Below are 22,126 nucleotides of genomic sequence, written 5' to 3' on the forward strand. Positions count from 1 at the left end.
CTTGTTCGGCCATTGAGTTCCAAGCTTAGAACCAAATGATCTGCAAGATTTTTCGGCCTCGCTGCACAGAGCAGGAAACACCTGCTCTGAGCTGCCGATGGCCAACTACCTTGATCTGACCCAACGCCGGGAAATCGAAGCCCTGGCGCAACGTTTTACCGTACGCACCGAATGGCCGACCTGGCTGCTGATCATCGGCGTGTACGCCGGCTGGTTCAGCGTGATGTTCGCCAGCCATTGGCTGGGCCTGTGGCTGAGCACCTTGTTGCTGATCCCGCTGGTGACGCTGTGGCTGTCGGTGCAACACGAACTGCTCCATGGCCATCCCACCCGTTCGCTGTTCGTGAACAAACTGCTCGGCTACGCGCCGTTCGCCGTGTGGTACCCCTATACGCTGTACCGCGACAGCCACCTGCTGCACCACAACGACGAAGACCTCACGCTGCCGGGCATCGACCCGGAAAGCCGCTACCTCAAGCAAGCCCAATGGGACAGCAGTTCGCTGTTCGAACGCGGCGTGCACTGGCTGACCAAGACCGTGCTTGGCCGTTTCCTGTTGGCCGCTCCGTTGGCGATTGGCCGGCTGGCCCGCCATGAGTGGCAACGCCTGCCGCAGGTATGGCCGATGTGGCTGTGCCACGGCGCCGTCACCGTACTAATGCTCAGCTTCATCGCCCACTACAGCGCCTTGTCGGTGCTGCACTACCTGCTGCTGGTCAGCGTGCCAGCCTTGTCGCTGGCGTCGATCCGTTCCTACTATGAACACCGCCCGCACCCGCAACCGGAACAACGCACCGTGCTCAACGAAGCGTCCTGGCCATGGACTTGGCTGTTCCTCAACAACAACCTGCACCTGGTGCACCACGACTTGCCGAAACTGCCCTGGTATTTGCTGCCCACGGTCTACCGTGCGCGCCGCGAGCAGTGGGTGGCCCGCAGCGGTGGGTTCCTGGTGCAGGGCTATGGCCAGTTGATCAGCCGTCACGGCCTCAAGGCCATCGACAGCCCCCGGCATCCTTTTGCGTGAGACAAGACCATGAGTGAGCATTACGCCGAGTTGCTGATGTACGTCGCGCCGGATCACATACACCAGGCCAACCAGCAGTGGCTGGCACGTATTTTTGAACGGCTCGGCCTCAGCCGCCGCAACGCCGACCACCTAGACCTGCACGGTCTGTGGCTCGCCCCCGAACTGCTCGTCACACAAACCTGCGGCTACCCGCTGATGACCCAGTTGCGCGGCAGGGTCCGCGTCATCGGCCGCCCGCGCTACGAGTTGCCCCACAGCAGCGGCGGCGAACATTGCAGCCTGCTGCTGACCCGCGACGACAACCCGCGTACCAGCCTGGCGCAGTTCTACGACAGCCGTGGCGTGATCAATGGCCATGATTCCAACAGCGGCATGAACCTGCTGCGCGAACGCCTCGCGCCGTTGCAGCGCGATGGCCGCTTCTTCGCCAGCGTCGGCATCAGCGGCGCGCACCGCGAGAGCCTGCGCTGGCTGCGGGAAAACCGCGCCGACCTCGCCGCCATCGACAGCGTGACCTACGACTACCTGGCCCGTTTCGCCCCGCAGGACGTGGCGGGGCTGCGCCTCATCACCCGTAGCGCGCCCAGCCCGACCTTGCCTTATATCGGCCCGCTGGGTTTGAGCGATGAACAGGTCGCCACGATTCGCCAGGCGATGAACCAGGCGCTGCAGGATTTGCCGCAGGTGGTTGAAACCCTGGGCGTGCAGGAGGTGCTCCCGGCCAGCGAAGACGACTATCAGGTGCTGCTGGACTATCAACAGCAAGCCGCCAGCGCGGGATACTCGGTACTTCAATAAGGTTATATAAAAATACCTTTTAAATATTATTAAAGAATAAGCCGCCTTGCTAGGATCGCCCCACCGGAACACCGGACATAACGCGCAACCTACTCAAATGGAGCCACTATGTCCGGCGCCGACACTTCTCACAGCGATTATGTGGGCGGATTGTTCCGCAGTCATTACGACTGGCTGTGCAGCCGTTTGCACCGTCATCTCGACTCCCGTGCACACGCCGAAGACATCGCCGCCGACACCTTTGTCCAACTCTTGAGTTCGCCGGGTGTGATGCCGATCCGGCAACCCCGCGCCTTGCTCACCACCATTGCCCAGCGCCTGATGTACCAGCTGTGGCGTCGTCGGGACCTGGAGCGCGCTTACCTCGACGCCCTCGACAACGACGAAACCTCCAGCGCGCCCTCGCCGGAAGACCTGGCGCAAATGCTCGAAGCCCTGCAGGCCATCGACCACTTGCTCGACGGCTTGCCGGCCAAGGTCAAGGCGACCTTTTTGTTGTCGCAGCTCAATGGCCTGACCTACCCGGAAATCGCGGCCGAGCTGGGCATTTCCCAGCGCTCCGTGAGTGACTACATGGCCAGCGCCCTCAACCGTTGCCTGCGGCTGTGTCTGGAATGAACGACGAACTGATCGACAGTGCCACGCACTGGTACGTGCTGTTGCGTTCGGGTCAGGCCACGGCGGCGGATTGGCAGCGTTATCACCAGTGGCGCGCCAGTGACCCGCGCCACGAAGCGCTGTGCCAGCAACTGGAGACACGTCTGGGGGTGTTTCAGATTCCCCAGGCCCAGAGGGTGAGCGGCAAAGTGTTGCAGCAGGCGTTGGACGCGCCTTCCAGTCGGCGCCAGGTGTTGCAGGTCGCGTTGGCCGGTGCTGGCGTGGCTATCGGCGCAGCACTGCTGGCCAAGCCCATGGGCTTGTCGGAGCTGACCGCCGATGTCCGCACCGGCACCGGCGAGCGCCGCACCGTCACCCTGGCCGATGGCAGCGAATTACTGTTGAACGCGCAAAGCGCGGCGGATATCCAGTTTGATTCGCAACGGCGCCTAGTGCGCCTGCGCGAAGGCGAGTTACTCGCCAAGGTTGCCAGCGACCGCAATCGACCGTTTCTGATCCAGACTGACCACGCGCGCCTGCACGCCTATGGCAATCGCTTTTTGGTGCGTGAGCGGGAAGGGCAGGGCCAGGTCGTCGCGCTTAACGGTGCGGTGCAGATCGACCGTCAGGACGGCGAGCGCCTGCAACTGGCGGCCGGTCATGAAGTGCACTACGGCCGTTCGGGCTTTGGTCCTGTTGAAGCCAGTTCTTCCGCCGCGACCGCGTGGGTCGATGGTTTCCTGCAGGTACGCGACCGCCCGCTGGCCGAGGTGATCGAGGCGTTGCGCCCGTATCACAACGGCGTGCTGCGCCTGGACCCCGCTGTCGCCGGCCTGCGCGTCAGCGGCCTGTACCGCCTCGACAACCCCCAGCAAATCCTCGACACCCTGGCGCGCACCTTGCCGATCCACATCACGCGCCGGACCGGCCTGTGGGTGACCGTCAGTGCGGCCTGACCTCTGTAGGAGCCGGCTTGCCGGCGATGGCATCAACCCGGTCCTAAACAAAGACCGAGGCGCCTGCATCGCTGGCAAGCCAGCTCCTACAGAGCGGCGGTTGTTCGGTGGGGGTTCTAAGGACATAACCAAACGATCTGCAAGTTTTCCTCCCGCTGTCCCACATCACTCCCGTAAGCGCTGCGGGGAGCAGCGTTCTCGAGTTTCCTTGGGGGGAGCCAAAGTGAGTCAGTTCAACCGTGTGCCGCTTCGAACCTTTGCCCTGGTGCCGTTGGCCAGCCTGTTTTTCGCGTTTGCCGCCAGTGCCGAAGAGGCGCGCCAGGTCTACCACATCGCTCCTGGCCCGTTGGATGAAGTGCTGCTGAACATCAGCCGCCAGAGCGGCCAGGTGATCTCCTTCACCCCGCAGCTGGGCCAATATTCCTCGGCCAGTGTGGACGGTTCACTGTCGGCCCATCAGGCCGTCGACGCCGCGCTCAAGGGCACTGGCCTGCAAGTGCAGGTCAGCCCGGAAGGTGCCTTTATCATCAAGGAAGGCGCGAGCAAAAACGCCACCAGCAGCGTCAAGGCGCAAACCAGTGCCGCGCAGGCGCCGACCCTGGACCGCGTGGTCGCCATCGGCACCCGTCGCAGTGACGCCACCGCCCTGACCAGCAGCGCCCCGGTGGACGTGATCAACGCCGAAGAACTCAAGCAGACCGGCGCCACCAGCCTCAACCAGGCGCTGTTCCAGTTGCTGCCCTCGTTCAACTTTCCGCAGAACAACAGCGCCACCCGTGGCCAGGACCCGAAGGGCGCGTCACTGCGCGGCCTGTCGCCGGATCAGACCCTGGTGCTGATCAACGGCAAGCGCCGGCACACCTCGGCGGTGGTGAATATTTCCGGGGGCGTGCCGTTCATTGGTGCCCAGCCGGTCGACCTGGACATGATCCCCATCAGCGCCATCGACCACGTCGAAGTGCTGCGTGATGGCGCCTCGGCGCAGTACGGCTCCGACGCGGTGGCCGGCGTGGTCAACATCGTGCTCAAGGAGCGCGACAGCGGCGGCGGTATCAACACGCAACTGGGCAAGTACGCCCAGGGCGACGGCTTCAGCAAGACCACCGACGGCTGGTACGGCATCGGCCTGCCGGGCGATGGGTTCCTGACCCTGAGCTTCAACACCCTGAACAACAAACCCGACGACATCGGCGACAAGTACGTGGCCGACGGCCAGGTGCAAGACCCGCGCTGGGGCGGTGCCGGGCGTGACAAATACAACCTGGCGGCCAACGCCGAGATCGGCCTGAACGATCAATGGCGCCTCTACAGCTTCGCCACTTTTGGCCAGGACACGTCGGTGAACAACACGCCGCCTTTGCTGGCCAGCAGCCCGAATAACGTGGCGGCGATCTACCCCAACGGCACGATCCCCAAATACCGTTATCGCTATGAAGACGGCGCCATCACCGTGGGCACCCGCTACGAAGACGACAGCATCGGCCGCTTCGACCTGAGCGCCACCTACGGTCGCGACGAGCACGATGAACTGGCCTTCAATACCGTCAACCCCAGCTATGGCGCCAACAGCCCGACCAAATTCAACGTCGCCACCCTGATCAACGATCAGACCAACATCACCCTCGACTACGCCAAGGACCTGGACGTGAACTGGTCCAGCCACCCGCTGACCGTTTCGGCCGGCGTGGCCTACCGGCATGAGCAATATCGCCTGGAGGCGGGTGACTACGATTCCTACTCCTATGGCGGTATCGACAACGTGCAAGTGGGCGCGGTGCAGGCTTCGGGCCTGACGCCGGATGACGCCGGCACCTTCAAGCGCGACGTGGGCGGGGTGTATTTCGGCCTGGAAAACCAGGTCACCGACAAGCTGCAAGTGGGTGTGGCCGGGCGCACCGAGCACTACTCGGACTTCGGCTCGGCCACCACGGGCAAGCTGTCGGCGCGCTATGACTTCACCCCGCAAGTGGGCGTGCGCGCGACGGTCAACAACGCGTACCACGCGCCGAGCCTGGGGCAGATCGGCACGTCGTGGACCACCACCACCAACCTGGACGTCAACGGCAACCCGGTGCTGACTCGCATGCTGCCGGCCGACAACCCGGCGGCCCGAGCCCTCGGCGCTCAGGCGCTCAAGCCAGAAAAATCCACCAACTACTCGTTGGGCCTGGTGCTGCGACCGACCGAACACGCATCCCTGACCGTCGATGCCTACCAGATCTCGATCCGCGACCGGCTGTTGTTCAGCGGCGGTATTTCCGGGCCCTTGGCCGAGCAGATCCTCACCAATGCCGGCTACGGCCAGTACTCCTGGGCGCAGTTCATGACCAACGCCGCCGACACCCGCACCCGGGGTGTCGACATCGTCGGCAAGTACAACATTGACCTTGCGCAGTTCGGTGACCTGAACCTGTCGGCCGGCTACACCAAGGCCCGCACCACCATCGAGAAGGTCCACGAAAACCCCAACGGCTTCGAAGTGCTGACCCGCGAAGCCCGTGGCTTTATCGAGCATGGCTACCCCGAGGACAAGCTGGTGTTCGGCGCGGTGCACAAGATCAGCCAGTGGACCATTGCCCTCAACGAAACCCGCTACGGCAAATACCGCAAATACGCGGCTGCCGAAGCCAATGCCCAATACGACCAGACCTTCAGTGCGCAATGGACCACCGACCTGGACGTGAACTACGCGTTCACCAAGCAACTGCGCGTCTCGGTGGGCGTGAACAACCTGTTCGACAGCAAACCCGACGACTTCAACACCCGCCTGCGCCAGACGCCCGGTCAGCAATACAGCTACCTGTCGCCAACCGCGCCGGAGGGGGCGTTTTACTACACGCGGCTCAGTTATGACTTTTAAGGGTTGAGATCGAGTCGAGGCCATCGCCGGCAAGCCGGCTCCTACAGGATTGAGTTGATCTGTAGGAGCCGGCTTGCCGGCGATGGCGTCATCCAATGCACCGTATTACTCATCCGAATCACCACGAGGTTCTGCATGAAAAAGATCAAACACCTGCTCGGTGGCTCACTACTGGCACTGGCCCTGGTGGCCCAACACGCGCCCGCCGCCGACGCGGTCAAGCCGATCCACTTTGGTGACATCACCTGGGAAAGCGGCAGCCTCATCACCGAAGTGCTGCGCGTGATCGTCGAGAAAGGCTACGGCCTGCCCACCGACACCTTGCCCGGCAGCACCGTGAGCCTGGAAGCCGCCCTGGCCAAGGACGACATTCAGGTGATCGGCGAAGAGTGGGCCGGGCGCAGTCCGGCGTGGGTCAAGGCCGAAAGTGAAGGCAAGGTGTTCGGCCTGGGCGACACGGTCAAAGGCGCCACCGAAGGCTGGTGGGTGCCCGAGTACGTGATCAAGGGCGATGCCGAACGGGGTATCAAACCGCTGGCGCCCGAGCTGAAATCGGTGGCCGACCTGGCGCGCTACAAAGACGTGTTCCGTGACCCCGAAGACCCCAGCAAAGGGCGCTTCCTCAACAGCCCCACCGGCTGGACCTCGGAGATCGTCAACAGCCAGAAGCTCAAGGCGTATGGCCTGACCGACACCTTCGTCAACTTCCGCACCGGTTCCGGCGCGGCGCTGGACGCCGAGGTGGCGTCGTCGATCCGTCGCGGCAAGCCGGTGTTGTTCTACTACTGGTCGCCGACGCCGCTGCTCGGCCGCTTCAAGCTGATCAAGCTGGAAGAGCCGCCGTTCAACGCCGAGGCCTGGAAAACCCTGGCCGACGCCCACAATCCGCACCCCATCGGCACCCGTTCGTTGCCCGCGCATTTGGCGATTGGCGTGTCGGCGCCGTTCAAGGCGCAGTACCCTCAGTTGGTGACGTTCTTCGAGAAAGTCGACCTGCCGATCGACCTGCTCAATGGCACCCTCGCACAGATGAGCGAGAAGCGTGAGCAACCGCGCCAAGTGGCGTTGACGTTCCTCAAGGAGCAACCGCAAGTCTGGCAACAGTGGGTGCCGGCGGACGTCGCGGCCAAGGTCAAGGGGGCGCTCTGATGCTTAAATTCCTCGCTGCTGCCGTTTTATCGCTGGTCGTCGGCCACGTGCTGGCGGCCGACCCGGCCACCTTGCGCATCGGCTACCAGAAAAGCTCGGTGAGCATGGTGCTGGCCCGTGAGCACAAGCTCTTTGAAGCCGCGCTGCCCGGCACCCAGGTGCAGTGGATCGAGTTTCTCGGCGGCCCGCCGCTGATCGAGGCGTTGAACGGCGGCAGCCTGGACATCGGCAATATCGGCGACATCCCGCCGATCTTCGCCCAGGCGGCCGGCATTGATCTGCAGTACTTCGCCGTGGAGCCCAATGAAGGCAAGACCGAAGCGGTGCTGGTGCCCAAGGCCAGCACGATCCAGAGCGTGGCCGAACTCAAGGGCAAGCGCGTGGCGCTGCTCAAGGGTTCCAGTGCCCACAACCTGTTCTTGAAAAGCCTGCTGCGCGCCGGTTTGCAATGGAAAGACGTGAACGTGGTGTACCTGTCACCGTCCGATGGGCGCGCCGCGTTCGAGCAGGGCAAGGTCGACGCGTGGGTGGTGTGGGACCCGTACTACTCGGCCGCCGTGGTCGACGGTTCCGCCCGCGTGCTGGGTGATGGCCAGGGCCTCAACCCGGCCGGCAGTTTCTTCGTGGTCAACCATCCGTTTGCACAACAGCACCCGCAGGTGGTTGCCACCATCATCCAGACCCTGGCCAAGGCGCAGCGCCTGTCCCTGGACCAGCCCGACGACAGCATCGCCCTGATGGCCAAGACCCTGGGCCTGCCACCGGCCGTGGTGCGCAGCTACTTCGAGCACCGCTCGCCCGCGCCGATCCGCCCGCTGCAAGCCGTCGACGTTGCCAACCAGCAACGCACCGCCGACCTGTTCTTTGCCAACGGCCTGATCCCGAAAAAGGTCGATGTGCAGCAAATCGTCTTCAAGGCCCCTTAATCATGCAACCGATCTACATCGACTTTCTCAACGGCCTCGACATCGATGAACTGGGCCTCTCCAACGACGAAATTCTCACCGCCATCGAAGCCAGCCTGGCGATCCAGGGCCGGGGCGAGGCGGTGATCGAGCCGCGCACCCACTTGATTCCCGGCGGCGAGATCAACGGCCACTTCAACGTACTGCGTGGTGTGCTGGGCGGCGACATCGGCTACGCCGGCGTGAAAGTGGTGGGGGATTTCGTCGACAACTATCGCAAGGGCCTGCCCTCGGAACTGGCGATCCTCAACCTGCTGGACCCGGCCACCGGCATTCCCAAGGCGATCCTCGATGCCTCGGCCATCACCGATATGCGCACCGGCGCGGTCACCGCCATCGGCGCCAAGTACCTGGCCCGGCCCGACAGCAAAGTGCTGGCGCATATCGGTGCCCGTGGCACGGCGTACTGGAACGTGCGCTTGCTGGATCACCTGTTCGACTTCGAGGAAATCCGCGTGCATTCGCGCCGCAGCGAAAGCCGCGAAGCCTTCGCCGAGCGCCTGCGCCAGGACTTGGGCAAACCGGTGATCGTCACCGAGGATTGGGAAAGCACCGTGCGTGGCGCCGACATCGTGGTCGAGGCCTCGCGCCTGGATCAGCCCGAGCCGTTGCTGCGCACCAACTGGATCAAACCCGGGGCGTTTGTCGTGCCTTACGGCACCATGAGCGCGGTGGAACTGTCGCTCACCGACATCATGAGCAAGTTGGTGGTCGATGATTGGGGCCAGTGCAAAGGCGGCCTTTTCGGTTCGCTGCGTGCCCATGTCGACGCGGGGAAACTCAGTGCCGACACCCTGCATGCCGAGCTGGGGCAGATCGTTGCCGGCTTGAAAAACGGCCGGGAAAACCCTGAAGAAACCATCCTGTTCTGGCACCGCGGGCTGAGCCTCAGCGATATCGCCCTGGGCCACGCCCTGCTGGAAAAAGCCAAGCGCCTGGGGATTGGCCAGCGGTTGCGCTGGGCATGATTGAGCTGGATCCCCAAGGCCTGGCGCTCGCGGATTTATTGGCGATTGCCCGGCAGGATGCACCGGCCGACTTCAGCGCTGGAGCGCGTCAGCGCATCGAGGAAGGCCACGCACTGCTGCTGAAACTGGCCGCCGAAGGCACACCGATTTATGGCCTGACCACTGGCCTCGGCGCGGCGGTGGATACGCCGGTGGCCCCTGTGCAGGCGAATATTCCCCTGGGTCGGGCGGTGGGCGTGGGGCGCCTGGCCAACCGGCAGGAAGTGCGCGCGATCATAGCGGCGCGTTTGGCGGGGTTGGCCCAGGGCCGTTCAGGCATTTCACCTGGGGCAGCGGATGCGTTGCTGGCGCTGCTCAATACCGGGGTCGAGCCTGCGGTGCCGTTGCTCGGCTCGTTGGGCGAGAGTGACCTGGCGCCCCTGGCCCATCTGAGCCTGGCGTTGTCGGTGCCGTTGACCGGCAAGGACGGCCTGGCGCTGGTGTCGGCGAATGCCGCGAGTGTCGGCCTGGGCGCCTTGCTGGTGGCCGAAGCGCAGCAGGTGCTGGATGCGTTGCTGGCGGCGCTGGCGCTTTCGTGCGAAGGCTATCGGGCCAACCTCAGCCCGTTCCAACCGTGGGCGTCGCGCTTGCGAGCGGCGCCGGGGCAGGCCGAACAATCGGCGGCGCTGCTACAGCTGCTGGCGGGCGGTGAGTTGGCCGATGGCCCACGCCGCTTGCAGGACCCGTTGAGCTTTCGCTGTGCCACGGTGGTACAGGGCGCCGCGCAGCAGGCGTCGCAACAGCTGCATGATCTGGTCGAGTTGGAACTGCGCAGCGGTGCGGATAACCCGGCGTTGATCAGCGAAGAGGCGTTGGTACTGGCCACGGCGAATTTTGACAGCACCCATCTGGCGCTGGCGGCCGAAGGCGTGGGGCTGGCGCTGAGTCGGGTCGCCGCTTGCAGTGCTGAACGCATTGCCAAGTTGTTATCGCCTGCGTCCAGCGACTTGCCACGGTTTTTGATCACCCAGCCGGGGCATGTCGGGATGGCGGCTTTGCAACGCACCAGCTCGGCGCTGGTCGCCGAAATCGGGCACTTGGCCAACCCGTTGCCGGCGGTGAGTGTGCCAGTGGCCGATCGCGTGGAGGATTACGCCGGGCAAGCGCTGGCGGTGGTCGACAAGACCCGCCGTTTGACCGAGCGGGTGCTGTGGTTGGCGAGCATCGAGCTGATCGTCGCCGCACAGGCCGTGGACCTGCGTGGCCCGTTGCAACTGGGGCAGGGCGTGCGGCAGGTCCATGAGGCGGTGCGCCGCCACGTGGCGCACCTGGACCAGGACCGCTCCGGCTCGGTGGACGTGCTGGCCCTGAGCACCTTCCTCCAAACCGCCCCCTTCCCCCTGTAGGAGCCGGCTTGCCGGCGATGGCTTCCCTGAGATCAACATTGAATTTAAGGGCCTCATCGCCGGCAAGCCGGCTCCTACAGGTGGGTGGGTGAGGTCAGGCGGCTTCGGTGGCCAATGCGGTTACCACCGCTGGCCGCTCGCTGATGCGCTGTTGAAACGCCGCCAGCGCCGGCCATTCCTGCAGGTCAATATCGTGAAACGCCGCCCAGCGCAGCACCACGAACAGGTAGGCATCCGCCACCGAATACCCGGACTCCAGCAGGTAATCCTGGCGCTCAAGCGTCTGCACCAGAATCGCGAAACGCTTGTGCAAGGTGGCGAGGAACATGGCGCGCACGTCGCCCTGGATCGCGCCATTGAAGAAGATCGCCAGGCCGCCGTGGATTTCGCTGGCGATAAAGTTCAGCCATTCCTGCAAGCGCACGCGCTCCCAACTGCCATTGGCCGGGGCCAGGCCCGCTTCGGTTTTCTGGTCGGCCAGGTATTGCAGGATCGCGCTGGCTTCGGTCAGCACCTGGCCATTATCCAGTTGCAGTGCCGCCACGTAGCCCTTGGGGTTGATCTGCAGGAAGTTCTCGCCAGTGGCGGTGGTTTTGGTCTGGTTGTCCACCCGCACCAGCTCGAACGGCAGCGCCAATTCGCGCAGCACGATATGCGGGGCGAGAGAGCAGGCGTGGGGGAAGAAATACAGTTTCATCTGGGGCGACTCCTTTGGATTTGCGCCAGTCTCACGGGCATGACACCTTGCGTAAAATTAAACCTTCAGAGCCCCGCCATAAGGACAGCTACTGCCATGATGAACCTGATGCACTGGCGCCTGCTGGTGGCCGTGGCCGACCACGGCAGCATCACCGCCGCCGCCGAGCACGTGGGCATGACCCAATCCGCCGCCAGCCAGGCCATGGCCGGCATGGAGGCGACCCTGGGTGCGCAATTGTTTACCCGTGAGCCGCGCAAGACCTTGCCGACCGCCCTGGGCTTGAGTGTGATCGAACAGGCGCGGGTGATGCTCGGGGCCTTGCAGGCGATTCGGACCACCGTCGACGAAGCTCGCCCGCTGCTGCGTGGGAGCATTCGTATCGCGAGTTTCCCCATGGTGCTGGCGACGTTTCTGACACCGCTGCTGCAGCGTTTCCGTCAGTTGAACCCCGGTATCGACGTCACCACCCTGGATGTCACCGACAGCGAAGTGCACACCTTGCTGGAGGCCGACCTGATCGACCTGGGCGTGGTGCTCAACCCCAAGCCCGAGCGCAATGCCACCGTACTGGGGCGTGATTTCTGGATGGCTGTATTGCCGGCCCAGCATGCGTTCGCACTGCGCCCGGCTGAAGCGACGGTATCGCTGGAGGAGTTGCTGGAGCAACCGTTCGTGCTGGCCACCGGTGGTTGCACCGCCAACGTCCGCAGCCTGGGGGCCGCAGCCGGGCTGAGCCTGCGTGATATCCGTGTGGAAGTGCGTGAGTTCAACAGTGCCTTCAGCCTGGTGCGCGAAGGCGTCGGCGTGACACTGGTGCCCGAAATGGCCTTGCCGGCCCAGCGAAATGGCCTGCGTGTCATGCCGTTGACGGTGCCGATGCACCGCGAATTTGCCCTGGTCGGTTCCCCAACCCGCCCGGCCTCCGCTGCGGTCAGCGCATTGTTAAAAATGCTGGCTGACTAGTGACCTTGCATAGCGCCAAGCCCTGTCTATGCTCACCCTGAACCGTGATGACGCTTGCCATATAAAGCGATTCGGTTGGTTTGTTCCCCATGAAAGGTTTGCCAGCTCTATCCAACTTATGAATGGAATGCGCCTTCCAGGCGCCGGGAATCAAGGGTGATCTGAACATGTTCAACCGCCATCACAAATCCGACCTGCAAGAAATCGAACGTTTCTCCTGTGCCCTCACTGAAGCCAACGCCAAACTCGCCGCCATCAGCCGTTCCATGGCGATGATCGAGTTTGACCGCAATGGCGTGATTCTCGATGCCAACGATAACTTCTGCAAAGCCATGGGCTACACCGTGGAGGAGATTCGCGGCAAACATCATCGGGTCTTCTGCGAAGAGGCCTACACCCACACCGAGGCCTACGCCAAGCTATGGCGCGACCTGGCGCGGGGCGAGGCCCTCAGCGGCACGTTTATGCGCTTGAACAAGCGCGGCCAGGAGGTGTGGCTGGAGGCCAGCTACATGCCGGTGCTCGACAGCCAGAACCAGGTACAGAGCGTGATCAAGGTGGCGTCGGATATTTCCGCGCGGGTCCACCATGAACACGAAAACCAGAGCCTGATCGACGCTATCAGTCGCTCGATGGCGGTGATCGAGTTCACCCCCCAGGGCCAGATCATCAACGCCAACGACAACTTCCTGCGCACCGTGCAGTACTCGCGTGAAGAGATCATCGGCCAGCACCACAGCATGTTCTGCCACCGCAGCGAGGTGGATTCGCCTTCGTACAAGGCGTTTTGGGCCTCGCTCAACCGCGGCGAATATCACTCCCATCGTTTCGAGCGCAAAAACAAATACGGCAAGACGCTGTTTCTGGAAGCGTCCTACAACCCGATCTTCGACACCAACGGCCGGTTGTACAAGGTGGTGAAGTTCGCCAGTGACATCACCGATCAGGTCACCACCCTGCGCACCGCGGCGGATTCGGCACATGCCACCTCGGTACAAAATGACGCCTGCGCACGCAAAGGCTCGGAGGTGGTGCAGCAAACGGTGCAGATCATCGAAGAAATTTCCCACGACCTGAACCAAGCCGCGCAAAGCATCGATGCCGTGAGCAAGCAGTCGGACATCATCGGCGCCATCGTGCAAACCATCCGCAGCATCGCCGAGCAGACCAACATGCTCGCGCTTAACGCGGCGATTGAAGCGGCGCGTGCCGGTGAACACGGGCGTGGGTTTGCGGTGGTGGCCGACGAAGTGCGCAGCCTCGCGGCACGGACCAGCCAGGCAACGGTGGAGATTGTGGATGTGGTGCGCAAGAACCACGACCTGTCCGTGAGCGCGGTGTCGAGCATGCAGTCGAGCTTGAGCCGCACGGGGCTGGGGGTGGAACTGGCGAATGAGGCGGGGCAGGTGATCCTGGAGATTCAGGAAGGGTCACGGCATGTGGTGGATGCGATCAGTCAGTTCAATTCGACGTTGCAACTGCAATAACGCCACTCTGCAACTGAAACAACCCATACCGGCGACTGCGTAACCCATACCTGTAGGAGCCGGCTTGCCGGCGATGGCGTCCCTGAGATCAACATCGAACTCAAGGGCCTCATCGCCGGCAAGCCGGCTCCTACAGGGGGGCGTTTATCAGATTGCGGCCAGGGTTTCTTTCACGGCTTGTGCCGGGTCAGTGGCTTTGGCAGCCACTTGCTGATCCTGCTGCTCCTTCACGCGCTCAGCCACTTGCTTGGCGATTGCGTCCTGTTTTTCCTGCGGCATGGCCTGCACTTCTTCCTCGGTCAAACCCTGTTCCTTGAGCAGTTGCTCACGGATACGCTCGGCCGGGGTTTTGTTCATGTAGTCGGTGAAGTCAGCGCGGGCAGTGCTGGTGCTGGAACCGGCTGCCGGCACATCGGTGGTCGCCGCAGGGGCTGCGGTGGTGGCCTGCAACTGCACGCGGGTCTTGGCGAAGGCCTCGTCGATACGGTCGTTGGCCTTGTCCAGGTCCTTCTGCGCGGCCGGTACGGTCACACTTTGCTGCGCGGCTTGCAGGGCGCCGCTGTACAGCGTGCTGGCGGCGGCGTTGGCCGGGTCCATGTCGGCACGCTTGAGCTGTTGCACGGTGGAAATGGCTTGGGTGTTGTTGTTGATCAGCATGATTGCTCACCTGGGGTGTGTTCGGTGCCACAGGTGGAGCAAATAGCGTGCCGGGGGCCATGCCCCCGTATTTATTGGGGCTGGCGCGGCCGTCGCGGCAAGTATTGTCCTGTCGACGGCCGATCCTTGCCGTCAGTGGGCGATGTTCTCCAGCGCCAGGTTGCGCGTGCGCGGCCCGAACCCACTGATGGTGATCATCACGATCAACATGCTGCTGGCAATGAACGCGAGTACGCCGGGTGTGCCCAGGTGGTCGAGGATCAGGCCGATCAACAGGCTGCTGAACACCGTGGACAAGCGGCTGAACGAATAGCAGAACCCCACCGCCCGCGCCCGGATGTTGGTGGGGAACAGCTCGCTCTGGTACGAGTGATAGCTGAAACTGAGCCAGGCGTTGCAGAAGGTAATCATCACCCCGCAGATCACCAGGCCCACCGCCGTGGTTTGCAGGGCGAACAGGCTGCCGAAGATCATCGCGCCCAAGGCTGAGCCGACAATCTGCCATTTGTTCTCAAAGCGATTGGCCACCTTCACGAACAGCAACGGCCCCAGCGGGTAGGCCAGGGTGATGATGAACGCGTACATCAGGCTGTGGGTCACGCTGACGCCCTGGCCCGACAGCAATGCCGGCAACCAATTGCCGAAGCCGAAGAAACCGATGGCCTGGAACACATGGAACACGATCAGCATCAACGCGCGGCGGCGGTATGGCGGTTGCCAGATATCGGCAAAGCGGCCGCTGCCTTGCACGCTGACCGCCTCGGGCTCTGGCGCATCCAGGGGCTTGCCGTGATCCTTCTGGCAGCGGGCTTCCAGGGTGTCGAGGATCGCACTGGCCTCCTCGAAGCGGCCTTTCTGTGCGAGCCAGCGTGGTGATTCCGGCAGGCGTTTGCGCAGCCACCAGATAAACAGTGCAAACACTGCACTGGCCAACACCACCCAGCGCCAGCCGGAAATGCCAAACGGCGCCTGGGGCACCAGCCACCACGACATCAGCGCCACGGCCGGCACCGACAGGAACTGCACAAAAAACGCAAAGGCAAACGCCGAGCTGCGCATGCGCTTGGGTACCAGTTCCGACAGGTAGGCATCGATGGTCACCAACTCGATTCCCAGGCCAATGCCCACCAGAAAACGCATGCAGATAATGCCCAGGGCGGAGGTCTGGATCCCCATCAACACAGTGGCGACGGTGTACCAGACCAGCGCGAAGGTGAAGATGGCGCGGCGCCCGAAACGGTCGGCAATCGGGCTGAGCAGGCTGGCGCCGAGGAACAGGCCGAGGAAGGTGGCCGAGGCGAACGCGGCCTGGTCCGAGAAGCCGAACACGCCCTCGCTGCCGGTGTGGAACAGCCCGTCGCTGATCAGGCCCGGGCTGATGTAGGCGGTCTGGAACAGGTCATACAGCTCGAAAAAACCGCCAATCGACAACAGCGCCACCAGGCGCCAGACGGTGGCGACGGCGGGCAGGCGGTCAATGCGCGCGCTGATATGGGCGGCACGGATCGGGTCGATACCGTCCGTGGCAGAGGCAGTGAGTGTCGACATGAGCGAGATTCCAGGAGCAGTGGCCTGGAATCTTAGCTGGCTAACGGAAATCGGTGCATGTGAAGTTGCCTGTGTTTGGCCTCACATTCACCGATTTATTGCGCCAAGGCGTTGTGTTTGCAGGTTTTATGGCGCGGGGCTCAGTTGTGACCGTCCAGGGCAAATTTCTGGAAACCCGGGCGCTGGCTGAGCCGCTGGTAATACGCCTCGACCGCCGGGTAGTGCGGGTGCTCCAGCGGCGCGTTGCGCCAGCGGTGTACCGACAGGCCGACGAGGATGTCGGCGAGGCTGAACTCATCACCGGCCACATAGGCGCCCGTTTTCAGCAACTGTTGCTCCAGCAGGCCCATCTTGTCATTCCAGGCCTGCACGCCCGCGTTGATGCGTTGCGGGTCCTGGTAGTCCGGGTTCTGGCGCACCAGGGCGTGGAAGGCGTAGCCCCATGACGGGTTGAGTTCGGTGGCTTGCCAGTCCATCCATTGCTCCACCCGGGCCCGTGGGGCGGGCTCGGCAGGCAGCAGGTCGTGGCGTTGGTAGAGGCCTACGAGGTAACGGCAGATCGTGTTGGATTCCCACAACACGCCATGGTCGTCGATCAGCACCGGCACCTGGGCGTTGGGGTTCAGGGCGAGGAACTCGGGGGACTGGGTGGGGCTGTAGCCGATACCCCAGTCTTCGCGGTGGTAGTCGATGCCCAGTTCCTGGCAGGTCCAGAGGACTTTTCGCACGTTGATAGAGGACGTACGGCCGAGGATTTTCAGTGAGTGTCCCATGGTGCTTCCCTGTCGCTGAAGATGACCTGAAGGAATCTAGCAGCGGTGCACGCTCGAAGCTACGCCGACGTGGCGGGTAGCGCCGATGCGGGCAGGCCGAAGGTGCGGTCGAACAGCCAGTTGAAGGTAAAGGTGTAGCAGGGGATGAACAGGATCAGCGCCAGGTCCAGCAGGAACGCCTGCACCAGGCTCACGTTCATCCACCAGGCGATCAGCGGAATCAGGAACACGATCAGCGTCAGCTGGAACCCTACCGCGTGGGCGATGCGCCGTTTGACCGTGCGCGTGCGGTCATGCTGGCGGCTTTCCCAACGCTCGAACAGCGAGGTGTAGATGAAGTTCCAGGTGACCGCGACGGTGGTGATCACCACGGCCAGGGGCCCGGTGCTGGAGGGGTGTGTGCCGGACAGCAGCGCCAGGCCGAGAGCCGAGAAGGTCATGCCGATCAGCTCATAGAGCGACACATACACCAGTTTGCGTTTCACGCCTTGCATACCGCTTCCTCTTTTTTCGGGTGACAGGAACGTCACTAGGCGCGGAAGATAGCGTCAATATGACTGACACAAAAAGTCAGAAGCTTTCAGTTTTATTGACAGGTGGCGAGATGAGCTTTTCCAGCGACAGCGTTGAAGTGTTCCTGGCAGTGGTGGAGGGCGGCTCGTTTTCAGCGGCGGCGCGGGCACTGGGCAAGGTACCTTCGGCGGTGAGCATGGGCATTGCCAACCTTGAGGCTGAACTGGGTTACCTGCTGTTTGATCGCAGCCACCGCGAGCCGGTGCCCACCGACCTCGCGCTGGCGCTGATCCCCCATGCGCGGTTGATGGCCGAACAGCTCAAGCAGTTGCAGGTGCATGCGTTGCAACTGTCCCAGGGGCTGGAAAGCAAGTTGTCGATCGGTGTGGGGGTGGATATCAATACTCGGCGTTTGCTCGCGGCCATCGCCGACATCAGCGAGCAATTTCCACTGTTGGAAATCGAAGTGCTGACGGCGCCACAAGATGACGTGTTGCAGTTGCTGCACAGCGGGCGCGTGCAGGTGTGCGTGGTGTTTGCAGGGCTGAGCGTGAACGTGTTGGAGCGTTTTCAGTTTGTCGCCAGTGAGCAGTTGATCGCCTGTATCGGCCCGCACCATCCGCAGGCGCAAGGCGAGCCGTTTCTGGAAGACCTGGTGCGGGTACGCCAGATTCTGGTGGCGGGCCGGGACAGTCCTCTCAGCGATCGCCGCCCACTCGTGGGGCAATCCTATTGGCGTACCGACAGCTTGGGCATGGCGCTGGACATGGTCGAGGCGGGCTTGGGTTGGGGCAATTTCCCGCAGTCGGCGGTGGCGCCATTGCTGGCGGCAGGCCGGTTGCGGCGGCTGAACTTCAAGAACATCGAGAACGGGCTGGCGATGGTGGTGAACGCGGTGTGGTTGAAGCATCAGCCGTTGCACAAAGGCGCCTCGGCGCTGGTACAACGGCTGGCCAACCCGGACTGACCCGCCACATCACCGTAGGAGCCAGCACGGTCAAAATGTGGGAGCTGGCTTGCCTGCGATAGCGGTGGATTGGCTAGCACAGCATTGCCAGACACACCGCCATCGCCGGCAAGCCGGCTCCTACCTCTCAAGCGGGCACGGTCGAAATGTGGGAGCTGGCTTGCCTGCGATAGCGGTGGATTGGCCGGCACATCATTGCCAGACACACCGCCATCGCCGGCAAGCCGGCTCCTACCTCTCAAGCGGGCACGGTCAAAAATGTGGGAGCTGGCTTGCCTGCGATAGCGGCAGATCGGCCGGCACATCATTGCCAGACACACCGCCATCGCCGGCAAGCCGGCTCCTTCCTCTCAAGCGGGCACGGTCAAAAATGTGGGAGCTGGCTTGCCTGCGATAGCGGCAGATCGGCCGGCGCATCATTGCCAGACACACCGCCATCGCCGGCAAGCCGGCTCCCATAAAGGAATGCGTTCAGGCAGCTCAGGTACTTTCACGCACCTGCAGTTCAAACCCCATGTCCACCACCGGTTTGGCGATCTTGTTGCCCGCCATGACCGTCAGCAAATGCTCCGCCGCACGTCGCCCGATGGCTTCTCGCGGGGTGCTGATGCTGCTCAGGCGCGGCACCATGAAGGATGACGCCGGCAGGTCATTGAAACCCAGCACCGCCACACGCTCTGGCACCTTGATGCCATGGCGCAGGGCTTCCAGCAGGGCGCCCTGGGCCAGGTCGTCGTTGCCAAAGAAGATCGCATCCACATCTGGATGGGCTGCCAGCATCTGCAGGAACAGCTCGCCTCCTAGACCGACGGAGGAAGGCCGCGGGGTCAGCAGTTCCAGCGCCGGGTCGTACAGGCCTGCCTGCTGCAACGCACGGCGAAAGCCCTCGCCGCGCAGCAACGTGCGCTGGTCCAACTGCGCGCCGATATACGCCAGGCGCTTGCGCCCACGGGACAGCAGGTGCGCCGCTGCGGTTTCCCCTGCGCTCAGTTGCGAGAACCCCACGCAGTTCACGCCGGCGTTGGGGTCCAGGTCCATCATGTAGATGCACGGCACATTGCTGGCCTCGACCATCCGTCGCGCACTCTCGGTGCGGTCGAAGCCGGTCAGCAGCAAGCCCCGTGGCTGGTAGGCCATGTAGTTGCGCAGCAGGTTTTCTTCTTCTTCGCGGGAATAGTGGGAGTTGCCGATCAGCACTTCAAAGCCCTTGGGCCGCAGTACCTGGTGGATGGCTTCGAGGGTTTCGATAAACAGCAGATTGGACAGCGACGGCACGATGACCACCACCGAATGGCTCTGGGCCGACGCCAGGGCACGGGCGGCCGGGTTGACCACGTAGTTCAGCTCGCTGGCGGCCTGCTGGACTTTTTCCACCAGTTCCTTGGCCACGGTGCTCACGCCCCGCAAGGCGCGGGACGCGGTAATCGGGCTGACGCCGGCCAGGCGGGCGACTTCGTTGAGGGTCGGGCGACCCGTGGTGCGCAATTTTTTATCGTTCTTGGAGGTCATCAGGCGGCTTGCCAAACAAAAATCGAGGCACTAAGGTAGCGCTGTCTCCAAATGGCTGCAAATGCTTGAACGCAGGGTTGCCTGATCCGGTTCAAATGATTGGAGAGGATGCACGCGTCACTCCATAAAAATGACAAGACGGCGCGGGAAAAGCCTGTTTTTGCACTAGCCTTACAGCGTGCAAAGGTAGCGCTATCTGCGTCCTGAGGTGTTTCATGAGTCAACCTGTTACCGCCCTGGTCATCATGGGTGTTTCCGGCTGTGGCAAGTCCAGCGTCAGCGAGGCCCTGTGCCGCCTGAACGGCGCCACCGCCATCGAAGGCGACAGCTTTCACCCCGCCGCGAACATCGAGAAGATGAGCGCCGGCCACCCCCTCAACGACGACGACCGCGCCGGCTGGCTCGACATCCTGTGCGATGAATTGCGCCGTTCGCTCAAGGCGGGCGAGCACCCGGTGCTCACCTGTTCGGCCCTGAAAAAGAAATACCGCGACCACCTGCGTGAAGCCGCGCCCGGCCTGGGGTTCGTCTTTTTGGAGCTGACCCGCGCCGTCGCCGCCGACCGCGTGTCCCATCGCCCCGGCCACTTCATGCCGGCAAGCCTCATAGACAGCCAGTTCGCCACCCTTGAATCGCCCGTGGGCGAGCCGCTGACCCTGGCCCTCAATGCCAGCGAAGACAGCGTCGAGGAGCTGGCCGAGCAAACCCATGCCTGGTGGCTGCAACACGGCTTTGAACCTACTCATTAATTTTTTGCCGGAAAAGATAGCGCTATCCCCGGCGAAAGATTCAACACCCGCTTTAATAACAACAACAAACAGGAGAGACCCCCCATGTTTGGCATGTCCCACGAGTCTTACCTACTGCTCGATGCAGTGGTCACTATCATCGGGTTGATCGTTCTGATCACCAAGTTCAAGGTGCACCCGTTCATTGCACTGATCATCGCGGCCGGCTTCCTCGGCCTGACCTCGGGCATGCCCGTGGACAAGATCATCAAGGCGTTCCAGGACGGTTTCGGCGGCGTGCTCGGCTTTGTCGGCATCATCCTCGCACTGGGCACGATGCTCGGCAAGATGATGGCCGAATCCGGCGGCGCCGATCAGATCGCCCAGACGCTGATCCGCGCCTTCGGTAAAGAGAAAGTGCAGTGGGCGATGATGTTCGCCGCGTTCCTGGTGGGCATCCCGCTGTTCTTCGAGATCGGCTTTGTACTGCTGATCCCGCTGGTGTTTATCGTCGCGCGCCGCACCGGTGTGTCGCTGATCAAGATCGGCATCCCGTTGCTCGCCGGCCTGTCGGCGGTGCACGGCCTGGTGCCGCCGCACCCGGGCCCGCTGCTGGCCATCGGCGTGTTTGGCGCGGACATCGGCAAGACCATCCTCTACGGCCTGATCGTCGCACTGCCGACTGCCATCATCGCTGGCCCGATCTTCGGCACGTTCATCGCCAAGTACATCCCGGGCAACCCGTCCCAGGAACTGGTCGACCAACTGGCCCGTGAACCAGAAAACAAGAACCTGCCCAGCTTCAGCGTGACACTGATCACCGTGTTGCTGCCGGTGTTCCTGATGCTGCTCAAGACCTTCGCCGACATCGCCCTGCCGGACGGCCACGCCATTCGCAACTGGATGGACATGATCGGCCACCCGATCACCGCGCTGTTGCTGGCCTTGCTGCTGTCGCTGTACACCTTTGGCCATCGTCAGGGCATCGGTTCCAAACAGATCCTCAAGCTGCTCGACGCCAGCCTGGCGCCCACCGCTGCGATCATCCTGATCATCGGTGCTGGCGGTGGTTTCAAGCAGATGCTGGTGACCAGCGGCGTGGGTGACGTGATCGGCCACATGGCGGTGAACGCGCAGATCAACCCGATTTTGCTGGCGTGGCTGGTGGCGGCGGTGATTCGTGTGGCGACCGGTTCAGCGACCGTGGCGACCATTACCGGCGCAGGCATCGTGGTGCCGGTGGTGGGGATGATTCCGGGGGTTAACCGTGAACTGCTGGTGTTGGCGACGGGGGCGGGCTCGTTGATCCTGTCTCACGTCAACGATGCGGGGTTCTGGCTGGTGAAGCAGTATTTCAACATGACTGTGGCTGAGACGTTCAAGACCTGGACGGCGATGGAGACCATCCTGTCGATTGTGGCGCTGATCTTCATCATGCTGTTGTCGTTGGTGGTGTAAGCCACACCACAAAACTTACTGCAGGAACTCAATATAGATGTGGGGGGGGGGGGGGGGGGGGGGGGGGGGGGGGGGGGGGGGGGGGGGGGGGGGGGGGGGGGGGGGGGGGGGGGGG

19 protein-coding genes and 2 pseudogenes are annotated in these 22,126 nt (G+C 63.0%); 15 read left to right on the forward strand and 6 right to left on the reverse strand.

Annotation, left to right across the window (positions count from 1 at the left end):
* Positions 1-97: 97 nt before the first annotated feature.
* From AC07SU_RS12530 to AC07SU_RS12570, 9 genes are all read left to right on the forward strand, one after another.
* Positions 98-1,027 (forward strand): fatty acid desaturase, encoded by a 930-nt coding sequence (locus AC07SU_RS12530; protein ID WP_494997182.1) that lies wholly within the window; start codon positions 98-100, stop codon positions 1,025-1,027.
* Positions 1,028-1,036: 9 nt separating this feature from the next.
* Positions 1,037-1,828, forward strand: a complete 792-nt coding sequence (locus AC07SU_RS12535) for a phosphate/phosphite/phosphonate ABC transporter substrate-binding protein (RefSeq protein ID WP_494997183.1) — start codon at positions 1,037-1,039, stop codon at positions 1,826-1,828.
* Positions 1,829-1,936: 108 nt separating this feature from the next.
* Positions 1,937-2,446, forward strand: a complete 510-nt coding sequence (locus tag AC07SU_RS12540; RefSeq protein ID WP_494997184.1) for a sigma-70 family RNA polymerase sigma factor — start codon at positions 1,937-1,939, stop codon at positions 2,444-2,446.
* Positions 2,443-3,381: a FecR domain-containing protein gene (locus tag AC07SU_RS12545; RefSeq protein ID WP_494997185.1), complete on the forward strand. Its 939-nt coding sequence runs from the start codon at positions 2,443-2,445 to the stop codon at positions 3,379-3,381. The genes AC07SU_RS12540 and AC07SU_RS12545 overlap by 4 nt, the downstream gene beginning before the upstream one ends.
* A gap of 223 nt (positions 3,382-3,604) precedes the next feature.
* Positions 3,605-6,241, forward strand: a complete 2,637-nt coding sequence (locus AC07SU_RS12550) for a TonB-dependent receptor domain-containing protein (RefSeq protein ID WP_494997186.1) — start codon at positions 3,605-3,607, stop codon at positions 6,239-6,241.
* A 135-nt stretch (positions 6,242-6,376) separates the two neighbouring features.
* On the forward strand, positions 6,377-7,390 hold the full coding sequence (locus tag AC07SU_RS12555) for an ABC transporter substrate-binding protein (protein WP_176994225.1): 1,014 nt from the start codon (positions 6,377-6,379) through the stop codon (positions 7,388-7,390).
* Entirely contained in the window at positions 7,390-8,316 is a 927-nt protein-coding gene (locus AC07SU_RS12560; protein WP_494997187.1) for an aliphatic sulfonate ABC transporter substrate-binding protein, read from the forward strand. Before AC07SU_RS12555 ends, AC07SU_RS12560 begins: the two co-directional genes overlap by 1 nt.
* A 2-nt stretch (positions 8,317-8,318) precedes the next feature.
* Entirely contained in the window at positions 8,319-9,323 is a 1,005-nt protein-coding gene (locus tag AC07SU_RS12565) for an ornithine cyclodeaminase family protein (RefSeq protein WP_494997188.1), read from the forward strand.
* Complete coding sequence (locus AC07SU_RS12570; protein WP_494997189.1) at positions 9,320-10,708, forward strand: aromatic amino acid lyase; 1,389 nt, start codon at positions 9,320-9,322, stop codon at positions 10,706-10,708. The genes AC07SU_RS12565 and AC07SU_RS12570 overlap by 4 nt, the downstream gene beginning before the upstream one ends.
* A gap of 94 nt (positions 10,709-10,802) precedes the next feature.
* Here the strand turns inward: AC07SU_RS12570 and gstA are convergent, their stop codons facing one another.
* Complete coding sequence (gene gstA / locus AC07SU_RS12575) at positions 10,803-11,405, reverse strand: glutathione transferase GstA (protein ID WP_176994222.1); 603 nt, start codon at positions 11,403-11,405, stop codon at positions 10,803-10,805.
* Positions 11,406-11,501: 96 nt separating this feature from the next.
* Between gstA and AC07SU_RS12580 the strand changes: the two genes are divergently transcribed.
* The 3 genes and pseudogenes from AC07SU_RS12580 to AC07SU_RS12590 all read left to right on the forward strand — a co-directional run.
* Positions 11,502-12,371: a LysR family transcriptional regulator gene (locus AC07SU_RS12580; RefSeq protein ID WP_494997190.1), complete on the forward strand. Its 870-nt coding sequence runs from the start codon at positions 11,502-11,504 to the stop codon at positions 12,369-12,371.
* A 167-nt stretch (positions 12,372-12,538) separates the two neighbouring features.
* Positions 12,539-13,315, forward strand: a pseudogene (locus AC07SU_RS12585) (PAS domain-containing protein); the annotation flags it as partial.
* A 138-nt stretch (positions 13,316-13,453) separates the two neighbouring features.
* A pseudogene (locus AC07SU_RS12590) lies at positions 13,454-13,858 on the forward strand (methyl-accepting chemotaxis protein); the annotation flags it as partial.
* Positions 13,859-14,005: 147 nt separating this feature from the next.
* On the opposite strand, the gene AC07SU_RS12595 reads toward AC07SU_RS12590, so the two are convergent.
* The 4 genes from AC07SU_RS12595 to AC07SU_RS12610 all read right to left on the reverse strand — a co-directional run bounded on the left by AC07SU_RS12595 (position 14,006) and on the right by AC07SU_RS12610 (position 17,330).
* Positions 14,006-14,515, reverse strand: a complete 510-nt coding sequence (locus AC07SU_RS12595; protein ID WP_176994219.1) for a hypothetical protein — start codon at positions 14,513-14,515, stop codon at positions 14,006-14,008.
* Between the two features lie 132 nt (positions 14,516-14,647).
* A complete protein-coding gene (locus AC07SU_RS12600; protein WP_494997191.1) occupies positions 14,648-16,063 on the reverse strand; it encodes an MFS transporter in 1,416 nt (471 codons plus the stop codon).
* Between the two features lie 140 nt (positions 16,064-16,203).
* Entirely contained in the window at positions 16,204-16,836 is a 633-nt protein-coding gene (locus AC07SU_RS12605) for a glutathione S-transferase family protein (protein WP_494997192.1), read from the reverse strand.
* Between the two features lie 59 nt (positions 16,837-16,895).
* The gene (locus AC07SU_RS12610) at positions 16,896-17,330 is read right to left on the reverse strand and encodes a PACE efflux transporter (protein WP_494997193.1); all 435 of its coding nucleotides are present in this window, start codon (positions 17,328-17,330) and stop codon (positions 16,896-16,898) included.
* Between the two features lie 110 nt (positions 17,331-17,440).
* On the opposite strand from AC07SU_RS12610, the gene AC07SU_RS12615 reads away from it, so the two are divergent.
* On the forward strand, positions 17,441-18,316 hold the full coding sequence (locus AC07SU_RS12615; protein ID WP_494997194.1) for a LysR family transcriptional regulator: 876 nt from the start codon (positions 17,441-17,443) through the stop codon (positions 18,314-18,316).
* Positions 18,317-18,796: 480 nt separating this feature from the next.
* Here the strand turns inward: AC07SU_RS12615 and gntR are convergent, their stop codons facing one another.
* Positions 18,797-19,828 carry an HTH-type transcriptional regulator GntR gene (gntR, locus tag AC07SU_RS12620; protein ID WP_176998023.1) on the reverse strand — a complete coding sequence of 344 codons (1,032 nt, stop codon included), beginning with the start codon at positions 19,826-19,828 and terminating at the stop codon, positions 18,797-18,799.
* A 212-nt stretch (positions 19,829-20,040) separates the two neighbouring features.
* Here gntR and AC07SU_RS12625 point away from each other — a divergent pair, with 212 nt between their 5' ends.
* Together AC07SU_RS12625 and AC07SU_RS12630 are read left to right on the forward strand one after the other, a co-directional pair.
* Positions 20,041-20,574, forward strand: coding sequence for a gluconokinase (locus AC07SU_RS12625; RefSeq protein WP_016973129.1), 534 nt, complete (start codon positions 20,041-20,043; stop codon positions 20,572-20,574).
* 84 nt (positions 20,575-20,658) lie between these two features.
* Entirely contained in the window at positions 20,659-22,011 is a 1,353-nt protein-coding gene (locus AC07SU_RS12630) for a GntP family permease (RefSeq protein ID WP_176998013.1), read from the forward strand.
* The last annotated feature ends 115 nt before the right edge of the window (positions 22,012-22,126 follow it).

The sequence above is a fragment of the Pseudomonas sp. GW821-FHT05H12 genome, assembly GCF_059419385.1.